At 64.7% G+C, this 22285-nt stretch carries 19 protein-coding genes (1 of these 19 only partly in view); 8 read left to right on the top strand and 11 right to left on the bottom strand.

What is annotated here, in order from left to right:
* The 8 genes from DESUT3_RS06310 to smc all read right to left on the bottom strand — a co-directional run.
* Positions 1-250 carry the 5' end (the start) of a TIGR00282 family metallophosphoesterase gene (locus tag DESUT3_RS06310; protein WP_404827035.1) on the bottom strand. 539 nt of this gene lie to the left of the window's left edge, so 250 of the gene's 789 nt are visible here — the first part of the coding sequence; its start codon is at positions 248-250; its stop codon lies beyond the left edge, outside the window.
* A 72-nt stretch (positions 251-322) separates the two neighbouring features.
* Positions 323-1885, bottom strand: a complete 1563-nt coding sequence (gene rny / locus DESUT3_RS06305; RefSeq protein WP_221251588.1) for a ribonuclease Y — start codon at positions 1883-1885, stop codon at positions 323-325.
* A gap of 26 nt (positions 1886-1911) precedes the next feature.
* Entirely contained in the window at positions 1912-2502 is a 591-nt protein-coding gene (locus tag DESUT3_RS06300; RefSeq protein WP_221251587.1) for a 5-formyltetrahydrofolate cyclo-ligase, read from the bottom strand.
* Between the two features lie 452 nt (positions 2503-2954).
* Positions 2955-3257: a cell division protein ZapA gene (locus DESUT3_RS06295; RefSeq protein WP_221251586.1), complete on the bottom strand. Its 303-nt coding sequence runs from the start codon at positions 3255-3257 to the stop codon at positions 2955-2957.
* Positions 3254-3445 carry a cell division protein ZapB gene (locus tag DESUT3_RS06290; RefSeq protein ID WP_221251585.1) on the bottom strand — a complete coding sequence of 64 codons (192 nt, stop codon included), beginning with the start codon at positions 3443-3445 and terminating at the stop codon, positions 3254-3256. The genes DESUT3_RS06295 and DESUT3_RS06290 overlap by 4 nt, the downstream gene beginning before the upstream one ends.
* 62 nt (positions 3446-3507) lie before the next feature.
* Positions 3508-4755 carry a signal recognition particle-docking protein FtsY gene (gene ftsY / locus DESUT3_RS06285; protein ID WP_225911638.1) on the bottom strand — a complete coding sequence of 416 codons (1248 nt, stop codon included), beginning with the start codon at positions 4753-4755 and terminating at the stop codon, positions 3508-3510.
* A gap of 54 nt (positions 4756-4809) precedes the next feature.
* A complete protein-coding gene (locus DESUT3_RS06280; RefSeq protein WP_221251584.1) occupies positions 4810-5169 on the bottom strand; it encodes a roadblock/LC7 domain-containing protein in 360 nt (119 codons plus the stop codon).
* Between the two features lie 40 nt (positions 5170-5209).
* Positions 5210-8737 (bottom strand): chromosome segregation protein SMC, encoded by a 3528-nt coding sequence (smc, locus tag DESUT3_RS06275; RefSeq protein WP_221251583.1) that lies wholly within the window; start codon positions 8735-8737, stop codon positions 5210-5212.
* Between the two features lie 139 nt (positions 8738-8876).
* Here smc and DESUT3_RS06270 point away from each other — a divergent pair, with 139 nt between their 5' ends.
* Together DESUT3_RS06270 and DESUT3_RS06265 are read left to right on the top strand one after the other, a co-directional pair.
* On the top strand, positions 8877-9761 hold the full coding sequence (locus DESUT3_RS06270) for an RluA family pseudouridine synthase (protein ID WP_221251582.1): 885 nt from the start codon (positions 8877-8879) through the stop codon (positions 9759-9761).
* 129 nt (positions 9762-9890) lie between these two features.
* Positions 9891-13100: a YhdP family protein gene (locus DESUT3_RS06265; RefSeq protein ID WP_221251581.1), complete on the top strand. Its 3210-nt coding sequence runs from the start codon at positions 9891-9893 to the stop codon at positions 13098-13100.
* Between the two features lie 105 nt (positions 13101-13205).
* On the opposite strand, the gene ubiE is transcribed toward DESUT3_RS06265, so the two are convergent.
* Complete coding sequence (gene ubiE, locus DESUT3_RS06260; RefSeq protein ID WP_221251580.1) at positions 13206-13916, bottom strand: bifunctional demethylmenaquinone methyltransferase/2-methoxy-6-polyprenyl-1,4-benzoquinol methylase UbiE; 711 nt, start codon at positions 13914-13916, stop codon at positions 13206-13208.
* A gap of 161 nt (positions 13917-14077) precedes the next feature.
* Here ubiE and DESUT3_RS06255 point away from each other — a divergent pair, with 161 nt between their 5' ends.
* The 6 genes from DESUT3_RS06255 to DESUT3_RS06230 all read left to right on the top strand — a co-directional run bounded on the left by DESUT3_RS06255 (position 14078) and on the right by DESUT3_RS06230 (position 20202).
* The gene (locus DESUT3_RS06255; RefSeq protein WP_221251579.1) at positions 14078-14461 is read left to right on the top strand and encodes a (deoxy)nucleoside triphosphate pyrophosphohydrolase; all 384 of its coding nucleotides are present in this window, start codon (positions 14078-14080) and stop codon (positions 14459-14461) included.
* 505 nt (positions 14462-14966) lie between these two features.
* Complete coding sequence (locus tag DESUT3_RS06250; RefSeq protein WP_221251578.1) at positions 14967-15749, top strand: IclR family transcriptional regulator; 783 nt, start codon at positions 14967-14969, stop codon at positions 15747-15749.
* Positions 15750-15839: 90 nt separating this feature from the next.
* Entirely contained in the window at positions 15840-16145 is a 306-nt protein-coding gene (locus tag DESUT3_RS06245; protein WP_221251577.1) for a DUF4212 domain-containing protein, read from the top strand.
* 29 nt (positions 16146-16174) lie between these two features.
* Complete coding sequence (locus DESUT3_RS06240; RefSeq protein ID WP_221251576.1) at positions 16175-17875, top strand: VC_2705 family sodium/solute symporter; 1701 nt, start codon at positions 16175-16177, stop codon at positions 17873-17875.
* Between the two features lie 72 nt (positions 17876-17947).
* Positions 17948-18160, top strand: a complete 213-nt coding sequence (locus DESUT3_RS06235; RefSeq protein WP_221251575.1) for a hypothetical protein — start codon at positions 17948-17950, stop codon at positions 18158-18160.
* Positions 18161-18288: 128 nt separating this feature from the next.
* Positions 18289-20202, top strand: coding sequence for a putative nucleotidyltransferase substrate binding domain-containing protein (locus DESUT3_RS06230; protein WP_221251574.1), 1914 nt, complete (start codon positions 18289-18291; stop codon positions 20200-20202).
* Positions 20203-20267: 65 nt separating this feature from the next.
* On the opposite strand, the gene DESUT3_RS06225 is transcribed toward DESUT3_RS06230, so the two are convergent.
* Together DESUT3_RS06225 and DESUT3_RS06220 are read right to left on the bottom strand one after the other, a co-directional pair.
* Positions 20268-21539: a nickel-dependent hydrogenase large subunit gene (locus DESUT3_RS06225; protein WP_221251573.1), complete on the bottom strand. Its 1272-nt coding sequence runs from the start codon at positions 21537-21539 to the stop codon at positions 20268-20270.
* Entirely contained in the window at positions 21520-22269 is a 750-nt protein-coding gene (locus DESUT3_RS06220) for an NADH-quinone oxidoreductase subunit B family protein (protein WP_221251572.1), read from the bottom strand. The genes DESUT3_RS06225 and DESUT3_RS06220 overlap by 20 nt, the downstream gene beginning before the upstream one ends.
* Positions 22270-22285 lie beyond the last annotated feature (16 nt).

Here is a 22285-nt window from a genome sequence, read left to right as displayed (position 1 = left end):
GCGCCGGAAGGTAGCCGAGGATTTCCTTCTTGTCCCAGATATGATTGCCGGAGGTGATGACATGCACCCCCAGGTCATAGAGTTCGCGGGCGATGTCCATGGTCAGCCCGAAACCTGCGGCGGCATTTTCGCCGTTGGCCACCACCAGGTCGACCAGATGCCGATCGACCAGCCGGTCCAGCCGGCTGGCCAGGGCCATCCTCCCGGTCCGGCCGACGATGTCGCCTATAAACAGAATATTCAACCGTATTGCCTCCGACACAAAGACAAAAGGACAAAGGGAACCCTCCATCCTCCTGTCGAACCCCTGGCTGTCGCCAGGCTATTTCGCGTATTCCACCGCCCGGGTTTCGCGGATGACGTTCACCTTGATCTGCCCCGGGTAGGTCATCTCGTCCTCGACCTTGCGGGCGATGTCCCGAGCAAGCACGTGGGACTGGGCGTCGGAAACTTCTTCGCTGGAAACCATGACCCGGATTTCGCGCCCGGCCTGGATGGCGAAGCAACTGGTCACACCAACGAAGGAGGTGCCGATCCGCTCCAGGTCTTCGAGACGTTTGACGTAGGTCTCGAGCATCTCGCGGCGTGCGCCCGGCCGGGCCCCCGACAGGGCATCGGCGGCCTGCACCAGAACCGCCAGAATGGTTTCGGGTTTCTCATCCTCGTGGTGGGCGGCCAGTGCGTGAACGATCTTGGGCGACTCGCCGTACTTGCGGGCCAGGTCGGCACCGATCACCGCATGCGAGCCTTCAATTTCGTGGTCGACGGCCTTGCCGATATCGTGCAGCAGCCCGGCACGCTTGGCCTGCTTGACGTTGAGGCCCAGCTCGGAGGCCATGATGCCGCACAAAAAGGCGACCTCAAGGGAGTGCTGGAGCACGTTCTGCCCATAGGAGGTGCGGTATCTGAGCCGGCCGATCAGCTTGATGATCTCCGGATGGATGCCATGCACCCCGACGTCGAAGGTCGCCTGCTCCCCGGCCTCCCGGATAGCCTCGTCGACCTCCTGGGTGGCCTTGTTGACCACCTCTTCGATTCGGGCCGGATGGATGCGGCCGTCGGCGATCAGCCGCTCCAGGGCGATGCGCGCCACTTCGCGGCGCACCGGGTTGAAACCCGAGATGATCACCGCTTCGGGGGTGTCGTCGATGATCAGGTCGATGCCGGTGGCCGCTTCGATGGCGCGGATGTTGCGCCCTTCGCGGCCGATGATGCGCCCCTTCATCTCATCGTTGGGAAGCGGTACGACGCTGACGGCCTTTTCGGCGACGAAGTCCCCGGCATAGCGCTGAATGGCCAGAGCGAGAATCTCCTTGGCCTTTTTGTCGGCGCTCTCCCGGGCCTCGTCCTCGATCTGCTTGATGCGCTTGGCGGCGTCGTGCCGGGCCTCGCTCTCCATATTCTGCATCAGCTGGCTCTTGGCCTCTTCGGCACTCATGCCGGAGATGCTCTCGAGGCGGGCCGCCTGCTCGGCCACCAGCGACTCAACATCCTTCTCCCGCCCCCGGAGTCGCTCCTCCTGCTGCATCAGGGCCTTGTCCCGCTTGACCTGCTCCTCCTCCTTGGCATCAACCTGGGTGGTCCGGCGGTCGAGGTTCTCCTCTTTCTGCAGCAGTCGCTTCTCCTGGGCCTGGATTTCCCGGCGCAGCTCCCGCGACTCTTTCTCCCATTCAGACTTGGCCTCGAGGACCGCGTCCTTGGCCTGGATGAGCGACTCCTTGCGGATGGTGTCGGCCTCCTTTTTGGCCTCTTCGATTATCTGTGCAGAGGCCTGCTCGGCGTTGGCAAGGCGGCTTTCCGCGGACTTGCGCCTCAGCAGGGCCCCGACCAGCGCGCCGGCACCCAGGGCGACGGCAATCAGGATCAGTGCGATTTCTATTTTCAAAGCCGGAATCCTCCTCGATTCTTGGGTTATTGATATCCGCGAGTCCGGGGACGGGCATTGGCCCCGAACCGCAAAACCTGCTCTTCTGTTACCAGCATATCCATCCCGATGTCGTGGGTTTCAACAGGCAAGGACGAAACCAGCTGGAACTTGAAACAGAGGCCGACCAGGATGCCGCGATTCTGGCATCCGTGCAGAACCCGGTCGTAAAAGCCCTTTCCGTAACCGAGCCGATAACCTCCCTCATCGAAGGCTACCCCGGGCACCACCAGCAGATCGAGCTGAGCCACCTCGAGCGCGGCGCTCCCCACCGGCTCCAGGATACCGAAAGCGCCGGGCCTGAGATCGCCGATGGCCGGGACTTCAAGAAACTCGAGAACCTCTCCCCGCACCCGGGGATAGGCCACCCGCTTGCCGGCGCGGCACGCAGCGTGAAACAGTTCTTCGGTAAAGACCTCGTTGTAGACCGGGCTGTAGAGCGCCACCGAGCGGGCCGCGGCGAACTCGGGCGTGTCCAGCAGGTTTTGCTGGATGTGCAGGCTCTGGGCAAAGCAGGTTTCGGCCGCCAGGTGCCTGCGCTGGGCCAGCATGCGCCCCCGAATGGACTTTTTGGGCATGGATGGAGATCTCCGCTGACCCGCAGCGATCTCCGTAGGGAAGGACTAAGACTAGAAGGGTTTTGGTAAGACGGATCAGGTTTTCAGGAGGAGCCCAGGCGCCTGAAGTTGAAGCCCCGAGGCCGGCTTCGGAGGCCGGCCTCCGTCGTCGGCCCGCAGAGTCCGCCTGACTGTCGGCGCGAGGCCGGCGCGGAAATCCCCCCGGGGGTGCCGGGAACCATCTGCGAATCCGAGGACCGGTTCATAACTGTTGCGTACTGCGCGAAAAACCCTGAAAACCTGAATCAGTTAAACACCCCTGGGAAATGCGGGGGCGCGTAGAACCATCTGCCAATCTATCTAAAGTCTCCGTACAGAGATCGGTCGCAACGCAAGGTGGCCTGACGAGAGCCACAGCGACCCTGCCGGCGCGTCCCCGGCAGCCTTACCGCTTTGGCGGGCGACGCCCGCCGCTACCCCCGCCGCGATTCCGCTGAATCGGGGCAGGCATTTTCCAGCCGCTCCAGCAGCAGGCGCAGGCGCCCCTCGAGCGACTCGTCTCTACTGCTCTCGGCATCCCGCAGCCGCAGATAAGAGCCTGAAACATTCATCAATGCCAAGACCGCGGAATTTAGCGTATCCACAGTTTTGGCCGCAGCGACCTCGGAAATCTTCTCGTTAACGAAGGCGGCGACCCGGCGGACCTCTTCGGCTGGGGCTTCGCTCTTGACAGTATACTGCTGACCGAGAATGGTCACCTGCACCGCCTGCTTCACGAGGGCTCCTGCTCGAGCCGGTCGAGCTTGTCGATGATCCGGTCAAGCTCCGCGCGGAACCGTTCCTGCTCCTGCACCAAGGCGGAGTTTTCCTCCCGCAACCGCCGGCAGTCTGCCTCCAGCTGCAGCTTTCGCTCGAGGAGCTGATCGACCTTCTGTTCAAGCCGGGCAATAATATTCAGATCCATACTCGAAACTACCTGTTTTAAAGGATGAGTTTAAGGAAAAACAAATGACAAGTCAAGGTGTTTCAATTCGTCTGAAAGAGTGCCTCGACAAACATGTCGGGGTCGAAAGGACGCAGGTCCTCCACCCCCTCGCCGATGCCGACAAAGCGCACCGGCAGGCCGAGTTCGCCGCCGATGGCCACGACCACCCCTCCCTTGGCCGTTCCGTCCAGCTTGGTCAGGGCGATGCCCGAGATCTTAACCGCCTCCTTGAACAGCCGGGCCTGCACCAGGGCGTTCTGGCCGGTGGTGGCATCGAGCACCAGCAAGGTTTCGTGGGGGGCGCCGGGGATCTCCCGGGCCAGAACGCGGTGGACCTTCTTGAGCTCCTCCATGAGGTTGACCTTGGTGTGCAACCTTCCGGCCGTATCGAGAATCAGGACATCGGCCTTGCGCGCCACCGCAGCTTTGGCCGCGTCGAAAGCCACCGCCGCCGGGTCGGCCCCTTCTGCATGGCGGATCACTTCGACCCCGGCCCGCTCACCCCAGATGCTCAGCTGCTCGGCGGCAGCGGCCCGGAAGGTGTCACCGGCGCCGAGCAGAACCTTCTTGCCCTGGCCGACGAACTGGCGGGCGAGCTTGCCGATCGTGGTGGTCTTGCCGACCCCGTTGACCCCCACCACCATCATGACGAAAGGGCTGGCCTGTTCCAGGGAAAGAGGCTCGGATTCAAGACGCAGCCGCTGGCGGATCTCCTCCTTCAGGGCCTCCCGGAGTTCTGCCGGGGCGGCCTGGGAGTTGCGCGACAACCGCTTCTGCAACGCCTGAACCAGATCCTGAGTGGTCTTCACGCCGAAGTCGGCGGTCACCAGGATCTCCTCCAGCTCCTCGAGCAGGTCCGCATCGACTTTCCCGCTGCCGCGCAGCAGGGTATCGATCCGTCCGATCAGCGAGGACTGGGTCTTGGCCAGGCCGCTCCGCATACGGTCGAAGAGGCTGACCGCGGCGGGGGCCTCGGCCGCAGGCTGCTTTCTGGCAGGCTCCGCGGCTGCAGGGGGGACCGGGGCCGGTGCGGCGGCCTCCGCGGCTTTTTCTTCCCCGGCCTCGGCAGCCTCTTCCTCGCCCGTGGCGGGCGCTTCGCCAGGGGGGGCGAGGGGCAGCTTTTTCCTGCGCCAGGTCAGCCGCAGCAGGCCGAACACAAACAGCAGCGCGGCAATCGTGCCCAGGGCATAGAGGATTCCCATGGCTCCAAGGGTCTGGAACTCCTCGGGGACTCCCGCCCGCGCCAACAGGTCGGCAAGATACTCAATCCAGTAAACAAGCTGTTCCATCCAGGTAAGGCTCCTTAAACCATGTATTCTACCGAGACGGGCCCGGGGCCCGCCTCAGGCGATCTCTTGCTTGAGCAGGGCGACGCAGCGACGGGCCTCGAACAGGGCCCGCCCCAGGGTGTCCCCCTTGTCGAGGGTCAACACCAGGAAATATTCATGGGTTACCGGCATGATCAGGGTCTGGGCCAGGGCGGTCGTCACCACGATCTCCTGGAGCTGGTCGCTTTCCAGGCGCTCCAGGATCTCGCGCAGATTATTCAGGATGACCCCCTTGTGGGCCCCCATGACCTTGAGCTCATAGGTATCCATGCGGGCCACCTGGTCAACGGCCTCCCCTTCCCAGTCGGCGAGAATCGCCCCCCGGGCCCCGGGCACTCTCTCGATCAGCTCCCCCAGTAGTTTCTGAAACGGCATTGCTCCACTCCCCTCGGGGCGGGCTCTCCACCCCGGCCGGTCAAAAGTCGTTCAGTCGCACCGAAACCAGTTTGCTCACCCCGGGCTCCTCCATAGTCACGCCGTAAAGGATGTCGGCAATCTCCATGGTGCGCTTGTTGTGGGTGATGATGATGAACTGGGACACCTCGGCCATCTCCCTGACGATGCTGTTGAACCGGCCGATGTTCGCCTCGTCCAGGGGCGCGTCGACCTCGTCGAGCATGCAAAAGGGCGACGGCTTGATCAGGAAGATGGAGAATATCAGCGCCACCGCGGCCAGGGCCTTCTCGCCGCCGGAGAGCAGGTTGACGCTCTGCAGCTTTTTGCCCGGGGGCTGGGCGATGATCTCGATGCCGGTCTCCAGCAGGTCGTTCTCGTCGGTGAGCTTCAGCTCGGCCTGCCCGCCGCGGAACAGCCGGGGGAAAATCTCCATGAACTTGGCGTTGACCAGCTCGAAGGTTTCCCTAAACCGCTTGCGGGTGGTCCGGTTGATCTTGTTGATCGCCGACTGCAGCCCTTCCAGGGACTGGCGCAGGTCCTCCTGTTGGGCGATGAGGAACTGGGCCCGCTCCTCGAGCTCGCGATACTCCTCGATGGCCATGAGGTTGACCTCGCCCATGGCCTCGATGAGCTGGCGCAGTTCTGCGCGCCGGCGCTCGGCGGCGGCCTCCTCGAAGTCCGGCAGGGGCTCTGCCGCGGCCGCGGCGGCCAGGTCGAGGCGATAACGTTCGAGCATGGTTTCGCGCAGGTGCTCGAGCTCCATCCCCAGCTCCCGGCTGCGCAACTGGTGCGCCGCCAGGGCATCCCGGGCCTGGTTCAGGCCGTTGCGCAGCACCTTGAGCGCCTCCTCGCGCTCCTCGATCTGCCGCGCCCCCTCATCGAAGCGCTCGCGCAGCCCCTCCAGGCTCCGCGCCTCTTCCTCCCTGCGCCGGAACAGCACCTCGAGCTCCACCCTCAGGCGCTCGCCCTCGGCCCGCAGCCGGGCCTGCTCGCGGTCGGCCTCTTCGCGGCGCCCTTCGAGAGCCCTGAGGCGGCCATGCAGGTCTTCGCGCAGCCGTCCCAGCCGCGCCAGACCGCTGCGGCTGTTCTCCTCACGCTCGCGGATACTCGCCACCTCGACCTTGAGCCCGGTGAGCTGCTCGCGGACCGTTTCGGTCTGCCGACGCAGCACCTGCAGCTCTTCCTGCAGCCGGGCCACGGCCTGCTCCCGGTCGAGCCTTTCGGCCTCCTTTTTCTCGTGTCCGGCCGAAACCTCGCCCAGCTGCCGCTCGAGCAGCTGCCCCTCTTCATGCAGCTGATCCTCCTCGAGACTGAGCACCTCGAGGCGCTCCTGCAGGCGGTCGGCCTCGGCGCGTACCCGAAGCAGGTCCTTCTCGCTGTCGACCAGCTTTAGTTCCTTGCGGTGGACGGCCGCCTCGACCTCGCGCAACTCTTCTTCGGCCCGGCTCAGCCCCTCACGCAGCTGCACCCGCTGATGCTGAAGCTGCGCGACCTCCACTGTCAAGCGCTCCAGCACCTCGGAGAGCTCTTTAATCTCGCGCTTTTTGTGCAACAGGCCCGGGCCGGCCCCTTGTCGGCCGCCGCCCGAGTATTCACCGCGGCTGGTGAGGATATCGCCGGCTTCGGTGACCAGGATGGCCCCGGGCGGAGGGCCCTGCGCCAGGAAGGGCTCCAGGCTCTCGACCAGATAGACCCCTGCAAGCAGGGGGCGCGCCTGTTCGGCCCTGTCGGGGTGCAGCTGCACCAGCGCTTCGAGGGGCCTGGCGCCCGGCACGGGGTCCGATGGGGCCGGGACAAAACCGGGGAGCACGAAACTGCAGCGCCCCTCCTTCTGCCGCAGAGAATCCAGGGCCGCCAGCGCGTCGCGGAAGTCGACGGCAAGCAAGGCCTGCAGGCGTTCGCCGAGAACCGCCTCCACGGCCATTTCGCAGTTGGCCGGCACCTCGAGGGCATCGGCCAGCATGCCGCTGAATCGTCCAGCCAGCTGCGGGTCGTTCAAAACCGCCTGGACCCCGCTGCCGTACCCCTCGAAGCTCGCTTCGAGCTGGCGCAGCGACTCGAGGCGGGAGCCGCTGCGGTTGAGCTCCTCGCGCTTGACCAGCAGCTCATTTTCGTTCTGCTCCAGTCTGCGGCGGCAGACCAAAATGCTCTCGCGCAGTTCATCGCGCTCCTGCTCGAGGGCCTCACGCCGCTGACTGAATTCTCCCAGGGAGGCGCCCAGGGCATCGATCAACCCTGCGGCCTGCTCCCCCTGCTCACGCAGGCTGACTGCCTCGGCGCGGTTGCGGGCGGTGCGCTCCTCCAGCGACTGCTGGCGCCGACGGGCATCCTCGCCGGCGGCGGCCATGCGGGTCAGCTCGTTAAGCAGGCTGAACACCGCGGTGCGCTCGGCCTCAAGCTGGGTCGCGGTCTCTCGCTCAAGAGCCGCCAACTCCTCGAACTGGCCCTCCCCCTCGGCGAGCCTGCGGACTTTCCCCTCGAGGCCGCTACCCAGGTCGACCTGGCTGGCCTCGAGTTCGGCCTGCTCGCGGTCGGTTTCGCTGAGCCGCCGCCTCACCTCCTCGATCTCGGCGGCGGTTCGTTCCTTCTGCCGATCGAAGTTCTCGACCTCCTTGCCGGCGAAACCGATGCGCCCCTCGACCTTCTGCAACTCCCCGCTCAGGTGAAACACCCGTTCCTGCCCCCGGGAGAGCTCCTTCTCCGCGGCGGCCTGCAGCAGCCGGGCCTCCTCCAGGGCCAGTCCTTGCTGCTCGAACTGCCCGGAGAGCCCCTCCAGCAGCCTGGCCTGCTCGGCCTCCTGCCGTTCCGTGCGAACCCGCTCATCCTCCAGGCGCAGCCAGCGGCGCCGGGCGAAGGCGATCTCGATCCCCCGGAGCTCCTGGCGATATTCGCGGTAGCGCTCGGCCTTCTGTGCCTGGCGCTTGAGGCCGCCCAACTGGCGCCGGACTTCGGAGACGATGTCGCCGAGCCGCTGCAGGTTGTGGCGGGTCGCCTCGATCTTGCGCAGAGCCGTCTTCTTGCGCGACTTGTACTTGGTGACCCCGGCGGCCTCCTCAATCAGGTAGCGGCGCTCCTCCGGTTTGGCGTTGAGGATCATGCCGATCTTGCCCTGTTCGATGATCGAGTAGGCGCGGGCGCCGACCCCGGTGTCCATGAACAGTTCGGTGATGTCCTTGAGCCGGCAGGGGGTCTTGTTGACCAGGTACTCGCTCTCGCCGCTGCGATAGAGCCGGCGGGTGACCATGATCTCGGCGTATCCCCTGAAAGCCGGGGGGGCCAGGCCGTCTTGGTTGGAAAAGATCATCGAGACCTCGGCCATGCCCAGGGGCTTGCGGGTCTCGCTGCCGCCGAAAATCACGTCCTCCATGGAACGGCCGCGCAGATGCTTGGCGTTCTGCTCCCCCATGGCCCAACGGATGGCGTCGACAATGTTGCTCTTGCCGCAGCCGTTGGGCCCCAGCACCGCGGTGATTCCCTCCTGGAAGTCGAGGGTTACCTTTTCGACAAAGGATTTGAAGCCAACGATTTCGATCCGCTTGATTTTCATCTGACGGGCAGGGCCGGGATTTCAGGCAAAAGGGGAAACAGGGTATCGTAGCAAGGTCCCCAAACCATGTAAAGCTCTTATCCCCCGGCTGCGCCACGAGCAGCTTGCCAGTTTCCCGCCGGAACGTTATGATCTGCCCATGATTGAATTAATTCCTCAACCCAATGAAGCGGGGCAGAACATCCTGGAATGGTTGGCCGCCCGGATTCCGGCCGCGCCGCACAGCTACCTGCGCCGGCTGCTGCGCAAAGAGAAGATCCGCTGCGCCGGCGAGCCACTGGGGGAGAGCGCCGCGGTCCAGGCCGGGCAGCCGGTGCAGCTCTCCGACAGCGCGCGGCTCAGGGAACTGCTGGACCAGGCGGCTCTGCCGGAGGTCGCGATCGTCTTTGAAAGCCGGGAACTGCTGGTGGCCCTCAAGCCCTCGGGGCTGGCGGTCCACCGCGGCGCCGGCCACGAGGCGGACAACCTGACCGATCGGGTCCAGGCCCTGCTGCAAAGCAGACGGGCCCCGTTTCGGGCGGCTCCCATCCACCGCCTGGATGCGGAGACTTCCGGGCCGGTGCTGTTCGGCAAGGGGCGCAAGGCCGCCTCGGAGCTGGGCAAACTGTTTATGGCCGGGGCCGTGGAAAAAACCTACCTGGCCCTGGCCTCGGGAACCCTGGAAGGAGCCGGGCGCCTCGAATCGATGGTGCCGGCCAAGGGCAAACTCAAAGCGTCGGCCACCGATTTTCGGCGCCTGTCGGGGAACCGGCAATTCACCCTGCTCGAACTGCGCCTGCTGAGCGGGCGGACCCACCAGATCCGCCGCCAGCTGGCCGAACTCGGGCACCCCCTGGCCGGCGACCGCCGGTTCCGTGGGCCGGCCGTGGCCGGGCTGAACCGCCTGTTCCTGCATTGCTGCCGCCTGAGCCTGCGGGATCCGTTCAGCGGGACCCCGCTGCTGATCGAGGCGCCTTTGCCGGTGGAGCTGGATCGCTGCCTCAAGCAACTGGCAATCATGCCGCCCCAGGGCGAGGCCCCCTGAAACGGGGGCGCAACCAATGATCCGACGCCATCACCACGGGGCGCTCCTCGTGCCCTCGCCCGGTAACCGCGGGTGCAAAACCCCAGGCTTCCGGAAGCAAAGCAGAGAGGCCCCACGCTAAGGAGCACCATGATTCGCCGACACCCCCTGATGGCCACCCTGGTTGCCCTGTTGCTGATCTGCATCGCCGGCGCGGCCATCTTTGCCCTCACCTTCGACCTGGACCGCTATCGCGGGCAGCTCCAGGAGTCGCTTTCCAGAAGCCTGGGGACCCCCGTTCGCCTGGGCAGGGCCAGCCTCTCCCTGCGCCACGGCCCGGCCTTTGAATTCGACGATCTGCGTATCGGTGAAGCAGGCGACCCCGCCGGCTCGATCCAGGCAGAAAAACTCTTCCTCAAGCTGGAACTTCGCCCCCTGCTGCAAGGGCGTCTGACCCTCTCCCGGCTGCTGCTCCAGGCCCCCGAAATCAGACTCACCCTGGCCAGGCCCCTGCCCGCACCAAGCCCCCCTCCGGGATCCCAGAGCTCCGCCACGGCCCTGGGCGGCTCGACCCTGGTGCGCTCACTCGAGATCAACGACGGACGCCTCTACCTGCTGCTCCCCCGGGAAGCGGAGCAGGCGGCGGTGCTGGAGTTTCACCAATTCGATGGAAACCTGCAAAATCTGGGACCGGGAGCCAGGGTGCAGCTCGAACTGGCGGGGGAGTTCGGCCGCCAGGGACGTGGCGCGCCCTTGGAAATCAGGGGAGAGGTGCTGCTCCCCGCCTCGGCAACCGCCTGGCGCCAGGCATCACTGGATCTGCGCCTGCAGTTGCTTCGGGCCGCGCCTGGCCCCTTGCTGGCGGAGTTGAACCTGCCCCCCGGGACCCCGGGCTGGGAAGGTGCCGCCGACCTCCAGGTGCAGCTCAAGGGGAGCCCTGCCGACGGGCTGAACATCGCCGCGACCCTGGCCGGCGACAAACTATCCTTGGTCAACCAGCGGTGGTTTCGCCAGCCCCTTCCCCTTGGGCGCCTGAGCCTGCAGGGCAGCTGGCATTCCAGCCAGGGGGCGGAGCGCCTCGAGGCCCTTTCGCTGAACCTGGATGCAATCGCCCTGAAGGGGAGCCTTATAGCCCGCAGGGAGGAGCCGGGCTGGCGGTTCGAAGGACAGTTGGCAGGAGAATCCCCTCTGGATGGGCTCACCCGCCTGCTGCCCGACGCCAATCCCGGCGGGTTGACCAGCCGGGTCAAACAGCGGCTCGCGAAAGGGACCTTGCGCCTGGAGTCCCTGCACTTTGCCGGCACCAGCGAAACTCTGCTCGACCCCGCCCGGCAGTTCGGTCTGCAGGAAGCCAGGCTGAGCCTGGCCGGCGGCTCCTGGCAGACGGAAAAAGCCGGCACCCTCGGAGATCTCTCGTTGAAGGCCTCCCTCAAGGATCGCTCCCTGACCATTGAACAGGGTCAAGGGAGCCTCTGGGGAAAGGTATTTCAATTTTCGGGAGGGGCCGAAGGTCCGTTTCAGCCGCATCCGCAGCTGCGGCTGAACCTGAGCGGCAAAATCGCCGCAGCCCGGATTCTGGAACTGCTCGGCGAGCAGAGCGGCCGCCAAGGCCTGCGGGCCTCCGGTGATCTGCCGGTGCGCCTGGAGGCAAGGGGCACCCCGGAAGACCTCGCCCTGGACGGGTCCGCCGAGCTGACGCCACTGGCGGTACGGGTCGACCAGCGCTTTGACAAACCCGCCGGCCTCAAGTCGGAGATGTTTTTTACCGCCCGCCTCACCCCGAACCGCCTGGAACTTGCCCACGGCCGGCTGAACCTGCCGCCGATCGACGCCAGGCTGCGGGGCACCCTGGAGTTAAGGGGGGACAAAGCCTTTCGCGGGACGGTTGATGTCGAAGGGCTGGCCATGGACAAGGCGCCCCAGCGCTTCCCGTTTCTGGAAAGGCTTCAACCCCGCGGCGGCCTGGCCGCCAGGCTCCAGATCGAAGGGTCCTCGACCCGGCTGCAGCGCTACAGCGGCACCCTCTTCCTGAGGGACTTCGGCCTGCACCTTACCCGGGCGATTGCCGACCTCAACCAGGTCAATGGCCAAATCAGACTCGAAAACGAGCGGGCCGACATCGAAAAGATTTCGGCCAGACTCGGCAACTCGCCGATCAGCGTCTCCGGCTCATTGACCAACTTCAAACAGCCTCAGATCGCGCTGCGGGTCAAGGCGCCAGCCATCCGCGCCGATGAACTGATCTTTCGTTCGGACCGGGACTATCTGCGGGACGTGGACGGGCAGCTGGTCATCGACGGTGCCGGGCTGCAATTCAAAACGGTACGGGTCCGCCTGGACGGCGGCACCCGGGCCGAAGTCACCGGCCGCATAGACGACTTCAAAGCCCCCCGCACCCACCTCGACATCCGGGCCGACTACGGCAACATCGATGAGGTCATCGGGCTCTGGCAGGGCCCGGAACCGGCTGTTGAAACGCCCCGGGAGGCTTCCGGTGAAACCTCCCTGCACATCACCGCCTATGCTCGACAGGGGCACCTCGGGGGGCTGAAGTTCCAGTATGCCGATGGCATAATCGCTCTGCGCGACGGGGTGCTGCACATCTACCCGCTGCATTTTCGCGCCGAGTCCGGCTACTGCGTGGGCCAGGTCGCCGTGGTCCGCCAGCCGAGCGGGCCATCCCTGCTGAAAATGTCCGGCCATCTGGAAAACTTCCGCGCCGGAGCGGTCTACAGCGACCTGCTCCACCGGGAAGGGCTGATCACCGGAAACCTGCGTGGTGATTTTTATCTGGAAGGACTGGCGGGCAAGCAGTTCCTGCCCACCTCGTCGGGGGGCTTTCACCTGGAAATCCGCGACGGGGTCCTGCGCAGGTTCAAGGGTCTTGCCAGGGTCTTTTCCCTGCTCAACGTCTCGCAGATTCTCTCCCTGCAGCTGCCGGACATGGCCCGGGAAGGGATGCCCTTCAACCGCCTCGATGCCACCATCGCCCTCAACCAGGGGGTGCTGAGCACCGAGGACCTGTTCATCGACAGCAACGCCATGAACATGTCGCTGGTCGGCAGCCTGGATCTGAACACCGAACAGCTGGACACGCAGCTCGGCGTCAAGCCTCTGCGCACTGTCGACAAGATCGTCACCAACATTCCTCTCGCAGGCTGGCTGCTGGCCGGGGATGAAAAGGCCCTGCTCACCGCCCATTTTCAGATCCGCGGCGACAGCCGCAACCCGGAGGTCATGCCGATGCCGATCAACACAGTCTCGGAAAAGGTGCTGGGGATTTTCAAGAGGGTTCTTGGACTACCGGGGAAGGTCATTACCGACCTGGGAGGGCTGGTCGAGGAGAAAGACGCCAAGTAAGCGACACTCCTCCACCGGATTCCCTGTCGACGGGTAAATACCCGGAATGGCCGGCGCCAAACCGGGGGGAGAGCCCGGGTGGCGCCTTTCACCCGGGATGAAAAATCAGGGGCGTACCCCGACGTACACGGTGGCGATGCCGAAGGTCAGATCAAAGTGGCGCAGGTCGCTGAAACCGGCCTCGGCCATCAGGGCCTTGAAGCGCTCCTGGTCCGGAAACTCGAGCACCGAGTCGGGCAGGTACTGGTAGGCGCTGCGCTTGGAGATAAGGCCACCGACGAAGGGGAGGACCTTGCGGAAATAGAAGTAGTAGAGGTTCTTGAAAAACTTGCTGCGGGGGTTGGAAAATTCGAGAATCACGGCCCGCCCGCCGGGCTTGAGGACCCGGACCATCTCCCTGAGGCCCGCCAGGCGATCGACCACGTTGCGAATGCCGAATGCGATGGTCACCCCGTCGAACAGCCCGCCGGGATGGGGCATCGATTCGCAGGGGGCGTTGACCAGCACGATGCGATGGGCAAAAGGCGACTGGGCGATTTTCTCCTTGCCCAGCACCAGCATCCCCTGGGTGAAGTCCTCACCGACGATGCGCACCGAGTCCGGGGTGCGGGCGGCAATCTCCAACGCCACGTCACCGGTCCCGGTGGCAACATCCAGCACCTTGCCCCCCTCGGGGATCTGCAGCTGCCCTACGGCGAAGGTCCGCCAGCGCCGATCGATGCCCAGGGACAACAGGCGGTTCAACAGGTCGTAACGGGGAGCGATGGCATCGAACATGTCGCGGATGCCGCGTCCTTTATCGGATAACTTGAACATGGGGGTCTCCAGTCTTCCGGCCCGTCGCCGGCCGGGAAAGCGGGGGTGATTTTTTTAGCACATCACCCCCGATCCCGCCAGAAAAAAAAGGGCCTTTGCCCCGAAGTCCCCCCCGGGATATACTCGCCGCCGTCCTCCACCCCCACCCCAAAGGAGCCTCGATGCAGCCGCTGATCGTCACTGCCGCCATCATCCGCAGCCAAACCGGAATTTTGCTCACCCGGCGCCCGGAAGGAAGCCGCCACGCCGGCATGTGGGAGTTCCCCGGCGGCAAGCTCGAGCCCGGGGAGTCACCCGAGCAATGCCTGCGCAGGGAACTGCTCGAGGAGCTCGACCTGCCGGTTGAGGTCGGGCAGGTCTTCGAGGTGGTGTACCACCGCTACGATTGGGGCGCGGTACTGATCCTCGCCTACGAGTGCCGGGCACTGAGCCGGCGAATCCGCAACCTGGAGGTAGCCGAACACCGCTGGGTCCCCCCGAAAGAGCTCCCCGAATACGACATTCTCGCCGCCGATGCCCCCATCGTGCGCAAACTGACCTTCTGAGCACCGCGCGGCCCCCCTGCCGGTGTGCCCATCCCCCCCTCAAAGCTTGCCATTTGGTTTCAACCTGATAAATAGAGTTATAAATCAGGGGCGCCCTAAGGGCCATTTCGAACCCCTGGCTCAACCAAAGAAACAGGACCTGCCTGGGCCGGCAAAACCGAGGGGGCAGCAGCATCCGGCCATTTCGCGCCCCCTGCAAGGACCCGATGGAAAAATAAAACATTTTTTTCACCCTCAAACCAAACCTGTCCAGGCCTGCCCACCAGAAGGAGCACCCTGAAAACTGTCATTAAAAATCGGCAGCACGACTTGGACCCACAATCGCCTGTAAACACTTGAAACACACCACCTGATTTGCGCATGACTTTTTTCTTGCAGCCGGGCCGGAAAGATGGTTGACATAAATAAAACACTGTATTACTTTTTAAAAAGCCAGTCATTATCAGGCATGGCCAGCAAGCCGGCCACCCGCGGATTCACCCCCAGGAGAGGCAGGAGACAGACATTGCCCAGCAGAGGTAAGGACTCATACTCCATCCAGTCTGTTGACAACGCCCTCGATGTGCTCGAAGCCCTTTGTGAGGAGGGGGACGAGGTACGCATCTCCCGGCTGAGCGAAAAACTCGGCATGAACAAAACCAGCGTCTTCCGCCTGCTGGCGACCTTCGAGAACCGAGGTTATGTGGAGCGGGAAAAAGGGACCGGCAAATACCGGCTGGGCCTCTCTGCCTACGAAATGGGCCAGAAGTTTCTTTCGCGCATGACCTTGCTGCGCAAAGCCCGACCGGTCATGGAACGGCTGGTGCGGGAGTGCAACGAGGCCGTCTACCTGGCCGTCCGTCGCGACGGCGATGCGTTGTTTCTTGACCAGGTGGACACCCCCCAGCAGGTCAAGATTGTCTCTCTGGTGGGAAAGCGCTATCCTCTCGAGACCATAGCGGCAGGGAAGATCCTCCTTGCCGGCGCTCCGTACCAGGATCTCGAAGCGCCCGCCAGGGCTTCGCAGAAAAATGATAAGCCCCTGTCCGATGCGGACCTGGAGGAAATCCGGCGGCGCGGGTCATGCACCGACCGAGACCAGCTCGGCGAAGGGATTGCCAGCGTGGCGGTCCCCCTGTTTGCCGGCGGCGGGGAGATTGCCGGCACGCTTTGCCTGCTGGGGCCTGAATTCCGCATGACCGCGGAGAAAATCGACGCGGAAATGCTTCCTACCTTGCGGGAGGCCGGGGAAATCATCTCTTCCAAGCTGGGCTATCTCAGCCCCCACTTGGGCAAGCCCTTCGTTTAGCCCGGCGGAAGAAGCCGCATCCGGATCCTCGGGTTGAATTTAAAGGATCGAATTGTCACGCCACGATGCAGAGACTGGGAGGTGTTTGACATGGCTCGAAAAGAACGGGTGAAGGTCAACTTCTTCAACCCCTCGACCCCGAACATGAAGCGGGAGGTCGGCATCGCTTCGACGATCCTGATCATCTGGGCGCTGCTGAGCTACGGGATCCCCCTGGTGATCTGGCTTGCCGGGTTGGGCGATGCCTCCGGGCTGGGTGAGTCATTCATCACCCGGACCCGCTTTCTCGGGTTTCCCCTGCATTATTGGCTGATCGCCCAGGGATGCACCATCGGTTACATCCTGCTCTGCAAACTTTACTGCGTCCTCTGGGATACCCGCATCCCCAACAAATAGAATGGCGTCCAGGAAGGGAGGAAAGTTGGATGAATAACAGGACTTTCACCATCGGCCTCGCCCTGGCCACCCTGTTGGCGACAGCGGGCGAGCTGCAGGCCGCCGGCGAGGAGATCTACCAGGTCCAACAGGGCTTCAAGCTGATCCCCGCCATCATCATGATCACCCTGCTGTGCGTCTACGTCGGCGTCGGCTTTCTCTCGAAGGTATCGGAAACCTCGGGCTACTGGGTAGCCGGCCGGGGCATCGGCAAACTGGGCAACGGCGCCGCCATCGCCTCAGACTGGATGTCGGCTGCGTCCTTCATGGGGGTGGCCGGCCTGCTCTACCTCAAGGGGTGGTTCGGCCTGGGCTACATCATTGGCTGGACCGGCGGCTACGTGCTGCTGCTCTGCCTGCTTGCCGCCCAGATCCGCCGCTTCGGCAAGTACACCATCCCGGAGTTTCTCGGCGACCGCTACGACTGCCACTCGGTGCGCCTGATCGCCGCATCGGTCACCGTCATCATCGCCATCACCTACTCTACCGCCCAGTTCAAAGGGATCGGCCTGATCTGCGGCTGGATCTTCGGCATGAACTACACCGCCTCGGTGTTCTTCGCCGCCGGCGTCGTCTGCGCCTACATGCTCATCTCGGGGATGGCGGGGGTCACCCGCAACCAGCAGATCCAGTACGTGGTGCTGATCTCGGCCTTTTTGATCCCGCTGTGGATCCTCATCCGCAAGGCCGGGGGCACCGGCATCCTGCCCCAGCTCGAATACGGCAGCATCCTCTCCAGCATCATGGACGGCAAGGTCGCCTCGGGGAGCCTCGGGGCCGAAGAGGCGGAACAGGTCCGCAGGGTCTATCTCCCCTGGGGGGCCGGCAGCATCTACCAGTTCGTCGCCCTGGTCTTCACCCTGATGGTGGGCACCGCCGGACTGCCGCATATCATGATCCGCTTCTACACCGTCAAGAACGAGGACGTGGCGCGAAAATCCGTGCTCTGGGGGCTGTTCTTCATCGGCCTGCTCTACTGGTCCTCGCCGGTGTATGCCGCCATGGGTAAATTCTGGAACCCCCTGGGGGGCAAGGCCGTGGCCGACGTCATCATCCTCTCGGCCCCCGAACGGGCGGGGCTCGGCATCGCCTTCATCGGTTACCTGGCTTCCGGGGCCATGGCCGCGGGGCTCTCCACCGTGGCCGGCCTGCTGGTCGCCGGGGCCTCGGCCATCGCCCACGACTGGTACGCCACGGTCTTCAAGCCCGACTGCACCGACCGCCAGGCACTGACCGTGGGCCGCATCTTCACTGCCGTGCTCTGCGGCATCGTCATCATCACCGCCCTCAACCCGCCGGCGTTGATCGCGCAGATCGTCGCCATGGCCTTCGCCATCGCCGGCAACACCATCTTCCCGGCCTGCGTGCTGGCCGTCTGGTATTCCCGGGCCAACAAGTACGGCGCACTGGCCGGCATGATCTTCGGCCTGGCCATGACCCTGATCGCCATGTTCGGCTGGGTCATGGAGGTGCCCTTCTTCGGCCCCGACGGGCTGCTGCCGGCCACCTCCTCGGCGCTCATCGTCTGCCCCCTGGCCTTTATCATCAACATCGTGGTCTCCAACATCACCCACGACCGGGTAACCGAGGAATCTGCGGCGAAAATGGACAACATCCTGCGCAAGCTGCACAACCTGCCCGGCTATGTGGAGGAAGAAACCAGCGGCAAGGGGAGCGCTTTCGCCCACTGATTGAGCCAGGTGCCCGAGAGGGACCCGGCGCCCGCCTGCGCCGGGTCCGCTCCGCCGGCCAAGGGAGTCGACATGAAAAGCTGGTTCACCCGCAAGCGCCTGGCCATGGGATTTGCCGTGCTGGGCGTGGTGCTGATGGGGGTCGACCTGATGCTGACCCGCAACTTCTTCACTCACATCGGCGAGCTGATGGGTGCCAGCCTGCTCTGCTTCGTGATCGGCATCCTGCTCGATCGCCAGCCCGCGGGCCAGACGCGCCTGGGCAAATCGCCCGAGGCGCGTTGAAAAAGGTTGCACTTTACCTGATTAATGCTAGAGTAAGCATCGTAATATTCGCTACCTAGGCCTCCTGCCGGAGGCCTCTGCGCGGGTGGTTCGCAACGGTTCTCGCTGCCCTGTCCGGGAATATCTCGATGCCGCTGGTCAAACACCTCAAAGACACCGAACCCTTCAAGCATCTTCCCGAAGCCATATTCCAGGAGATCGGCGCGGCTTCGTCGCTGAAGAAATTTCCCGCCAACACCCTCATCTTCAAGCAGAACGATCCTCCCACCGGCTACCTCTACGTCATCAGGGAAGGCCTGGTGGAGATCACCCACCAGACCACCAACGGGACGGACGTCGTCGTCGACTATCGCCAGGACGGGGCGTTTTTCGGCGGCACGCCGATCTTCACCGGGGAGCCCTACACGGGCGGGGCACGCACGGTCAAGCCGACCGAGTGCTACCTGATCCCCCAGGAGATTCTGCAGCGGGCAGGTCGCGACGTGCCGAACCTGCGGGATTTTTTCACCCGGACCGTGCTCTCGAGGGTTCGCCAGCTCTATTCGGAAATCGTCGCCGACCATTCTCGACAGGCCCTCACCCAGATGGAGGCCTACCCCTTCAAAAAACGGCTGTCGGAGATCATGACCACCCCGGTCACCACCTGCGGTCCCCGGGAAACCGCCCGGGAGGTGGCCCAGAAACTGACCGAAAAAGGGGTGGGGGCGCTGCTGGTCTGCGGCAAAGCCAAGGCCGTGCTGGGCATCATCACCGAACGGGACCTGGTCGGCAAGGTGCTGGGCCGACCGGAGGTCGACCCGGACCAGGTGCCGGCGGAGGAGATCATGACCCCCCATCCCCACTCCATGGGGCCGGGGACCTACATGTACGAGGCGATGTCCTACATGATGGGCCATCGCATCCGCCACCTGCCGATCCTCGATCGCGGCGAGGTGGTCGGCATGGTCACCATGCGCGACCTGATGCGTTTCCGCAGCCACAAGGCCATGCTGCTGGTGGGCAACACCCGCGAGGCGCGGGACTTCGAGGATCTGGCGCGGATTCGCCAGGAGACTCTCGCCGTAGCCAAAACACTGCTCTCGGAAACCCGCAGCACCCCCGAGGTGATGGAGATCCTCTCCTACATCCACCATGGCATCATCCGGCGGGTCTTCGATCTTTGCCTGGAGCAGATGCAGCTCGAGGGGAAGCGGATTCCCGACATCCGCTACTGCTTTCTGATCATGGGCAGCGGGGGGCGGCGCGAGATGCTGCTGGGCCCCGACCAGGACAGCGGCTTTATCTTCGAAGATTTGCCCGAGGCCAATATGGCCGAGGTGGATGACTTTTTCATCCCCCTGGCCGAAAAGATCGTCACCGCCCTGGCACGGGTCGGCTACCCGCTTTGCCACGGCAAGGTCATGGTCAACAACCCGGCCTGGCGGGGCCGCCTGCGCGACTGGCGCGCCCGAATCACCGACTGGGTCAACGACCCGGAGCCGCAGAAGGTGCGCTACTCGTCGATATTTTTCGATTTCCATCCCCTGGCAGGAGACACCTCCCTGGCCACTGACCTGCGCGAAATCGTGCACCAGGCCATCCGCGAGTTCCAGGGGTTTCTCTATCACATGATGTCCCTGGACCTGCGCTACAAGGTGCCACTGGGCCTGCTCGGCCGGTTTCTTCTCGAAAAAAGCGGCGAGCACAAGGGGCAGATCTCGCTGAAACAGGGCGGCAGCGTCTACATCGTCGACTGCATCCGCATGTTCGCCCTCGAGCGGGAACTCAACCAGTTGACCACCCTCGAGCGGCTCAAGGCCCTGGTGGAACGCAACGTCTTCGCCCCCGAAACCGCCGAACACATCCGCGCCGCCTTCGAGGCCCTCTCCTTTTTGCGCCTGCGTAACGAGATCGAACGGATCGAGCAGGGCGAGGAGCCCGACCACTTCCTCGACCCCTACGCCCTGTCGAAGAACGAGCAGGACCTGCTCAAGGAAGCCTTCAACGCCGTCAGCAAGCTGCAGGAAGCCACCAAGCGCCACTTCGCCCGCACGCCGTTTTAGGTTCCGAAAGGCGTAAATCGTGAAGTGTGATTGGCGAGAGCCTTTGGCTTCTTAGCCCTTCCCCCTCACTCCTCACTCCTCACCGTCCCTGCCCCCTTCACCAGATGCACGGCGCAGCTGATGCAGGGATCGAAGGAGCGGATGATGCGCTGGGCGCGCGCCTCCAGCTCGGGCTCGGGAACTCCCGCCAGGTCATCCAGCAGCTGGGCTTCCATGGCGGCCTGGTTGATGGCGGTGGGAGTGACGATGTCGGCCGCGGCCACCCGCCCCAGGTCGTCGAGGACGTAGTGGTGCACCAACAGCCCGCGCGGCGCTTCGATGACCACCGTCCCGGACCCCGGCCCCGGGCGCACCTCGCCCTGCAGCGACTCGTCCGCGGAGGATTGGAGCAGATCGGTCACCAGTTCCCAGGCCCGCTGCAGGGCCCACACCAGCTCATAACCCTGGGCGGCATTGTTGGCGTGAATCCCCGCCGGCCAGCTTTCCACGGCACAGACCGCATAACCGGCACGTCGGGCGTTTTCGATCCGGGCCAGGGCCCCGGTCAGCAGGGGAGTGTTCCGGTTTGCGGATTGCTTGGCGAAGGAGTGTGCCACCCTCTGCTCCCCCAGCAGTGCGCGGTAGCCGGCAGCCGCCACCGAGCGCCCATCGGAAAGCGCCAGGCGCTCGCCGGTCAGGCCGAAGCGCCCCCCGTCCACGGAGATCCGGATCCCTGCGGCAGGGCCGCCGGAAGGGAAATTTTCCGGCTCGGCGAAGGGGGCGAGCAGCCGGGGCAAGCCATCGCCCCACCTGGCGAGTTCTTCCCGCAATTCCAGAAGCTGCTCTGCGGCCGGCCGGCCGAGCATGCCGCCCACCTCGACGTGGATCGGGTGGATGACCCGCCCGCCTGCGAGTTCCTGAATCCGGTTGCCCAGCCGCTTCAGTTCCAGCCCTTCGCGGGCGCCGGGATATCCGCTGCGCAGCAGCTCGAGGATGCTGTCAGTGCCGGCCAGGTCGGGCTGGATCAGGCAGAAAAGGTGCAGGGCGTGGCTCTCGATATGGCCGCCAAGCAGCAGCAGTTCGCGCAGCCTCCCGGCCAGCGGCGGGACCTCTGCCCCCAGGGCTTTTTCCAGGGCGCCGGCGGCGGCGATGCGATGCACCCCGGTGCAGATGGCGCAGATCCGGCAGACCAGCGCCGGCACCTCGGCGTAGGAGCGCCCCAGCACCAGGGCCTCGAACAGCCGGGGCGCCTCGTTCAGACAGACCCGCGCCCCGACCAGGCGGCCTCGGGTCAACTCGAGTTCGACCCGCCCGTGCCCTTCCACGCGGCTCAGCGGTTCAACGCAAAGAGTCTTCATGGTCTTTCCCGACAAACCGTGCCATGCGCAGGCGCACCTCCCGAGGGCCGATGCCCAGTTCCCGCAGCAGGCCGGCCAGTTCGCTCCAGTTGGGCTCCTCCGCTGGTCCGCGGCAGCCCTCGCAGATGACACCGAGCGCTGGGCAGCGGGCATTGCAGCCCGCCCGGGTGATCGGCCCCAGGCAGGGCTGGCGGCTTTCGCTGAGCAGACAAAGGTTTTCCCGCAGCCGGCATTCCATGCAGACCGGGTAGGTCGGCAGCTCGGGCAGCCCGCCCCGGGCCAGCGAACCCAGCAGCCGCAGGTAATCTCCTGGCTCCGGCGGGCAGCCGGCCAACTCCAGGTCGACCCGCACGAAACGGGAAACAGGCTGCGGGGGGAAGCTCTCGCCCTCGAGGCCTGGCCCGTAGACCTGGCCGATCAACACCTCGCGATCTCCCTCCCCCAGCACATTCACGCCCCCCGTCAGGGCACAGGCACCTACCGCCACCAGGTAGCGGGCCCGGCGCCGCAGACCCAGCAGCTCCTCCAGTTCGGCGGTCCGCGAGATCGAGCCCTCCACCAGGGCAATCTCCACCGGGCCGCCATCGTCGCAGCGCGAAGTTGCCATGGAGAAGCCCGCCACCTCCACCGCCTCGGCCAGGGTCGCCAGTTCGCCTTCACAGTTGAGCAGGGTCAGCTGGCAGCCCGAGCAGGAGGTGAAACGGCTGTAGAGCATTCGCAGCGGCGGCATGCCTGTTACTCCGATG

The organism is Desulfuromonas versatilis (assembly GCF_019704135.1).
Lineage (GTDB): Bacteria > Desulfobacterota > Desulfuromonadia > Desulfuromonadales > NIT-T3 > Desulfuromonas_A > Desulfuromonas_A versatilis.
Note: the sequence above shows the minus strand (reverse complement) of the source record. Positions and strands in the feature narration are given on the sequence as shown.

Excerpts from the sequence above, each read along its gene's own strand:
- DESUT3_RS06300 (WP_221251587.1), bottom strand. The coding sequence starts at position 2,502 with ATGCCCAAAAAGTCCATTCGGGGGCGCATGCTGGCCCAGCGCAGGCAC.
- DESUT3_RS06290 (WP_221251585.1), bottom strand. The coding sequence starts at position 3,445 with ATGGATCTGAATATTATTGCCCGGCTTGAACAGAAGGTCGATCAGCTC.
- ftsY (WP_225911638.1), bottom strand. The coding sequence starts at position 4,755 with ATGGAACAGCTTGTTTACTGGATTGAGTATCTTGCCGACCTGTTGGCG.
- DESUT3_RS06280 (WP_221251584.1), bottom strand. The coding sequence starts at position 5,169 with ATGCCGTTTCAGAAACTACTGGGGGAGCTGATCGAGAGAGTGCCCGGG.
- smc (WP_221251583.1), bottom strand. The coding sequence starts at position 8,737 with ATGAAAATCAAGCGGATCGAAATCGTTGGCTTCAAATCCTTTGTCGAA.
- DESUT3_RS06270 (WP_221251582.1), top strand. The coding sequence starts at position 8,877 with ATGATTGAATTAATTCCTCAACCCAATGAAGCGGGGCAGAACATCCTG.
- DESUT3_RS06265 (WP_221251581.1), top strand. The coding sequence starts at position 9,891 with ATGATTCGCCGACACCCCCTGATGGCCACCCTGGTTGCCCTGTTGCTG.
- ubiE (WP_221251580.1), bottom strand. The coding sequence starts at position 13,916 with ATGTTCAAGTTATCCGATAAAGGACGCGGCATCCGCGACATGTTCGAT.
- DESUT3_RS06255 (WP_221251579.1), top strand. The coding sequence starts at position 14,078 with ATGCAGCCGCTGATCGTCACTGCCGCCATCATCCGCAGCCAAACCGGA.
- DESUT3_RS06245 (WP_221251577.1), top strand. The coding sequence starts at position 15,840 with ATGGCTCGAAAAGAACGGGTGAAGGTCAACTTCTTCAACCCCTCGACC.
- DESUT3_RS06240 (WP_221251576.1), top strand. The coding sequence starts at position 16,175 with ATGAATAACAGGACTTTCACCATCGGCCTCGCCCTGGCCACCCTGTTG.
- DESUT3_RS06235 (WP_221251575.1), top strand. The coding sequence starts at position 17,948 with ATGAAAAGCTGGTTCACCCGCAAGCGCCTGGCCATGGGATTTGCCGTG.
- DESUT3_RS06230 (WP_221251574.1), top strand. The coding sequence starts at position 18,289 with ATGCCGCTGGTCAAACACCTCAAAGACACCGAACCCTTCAAGCATCTT.
- DESUT3_RS06225 (WP_221251573.1), bottom strand. The coding sequence starts at position 21,539 with ATGAAGACTCTTTGCGTTGAACCGCTGAGCCGCGTGGAAGGGCACGGG.
- DESUT3_RS06220 (WP_221251572.1), bottom strand. The coding sequence starts at position 22,269 with ATGCCGCCGCTGCGAATGCTCTACAGCCGTTTCACCTCCTGCTCGGGC.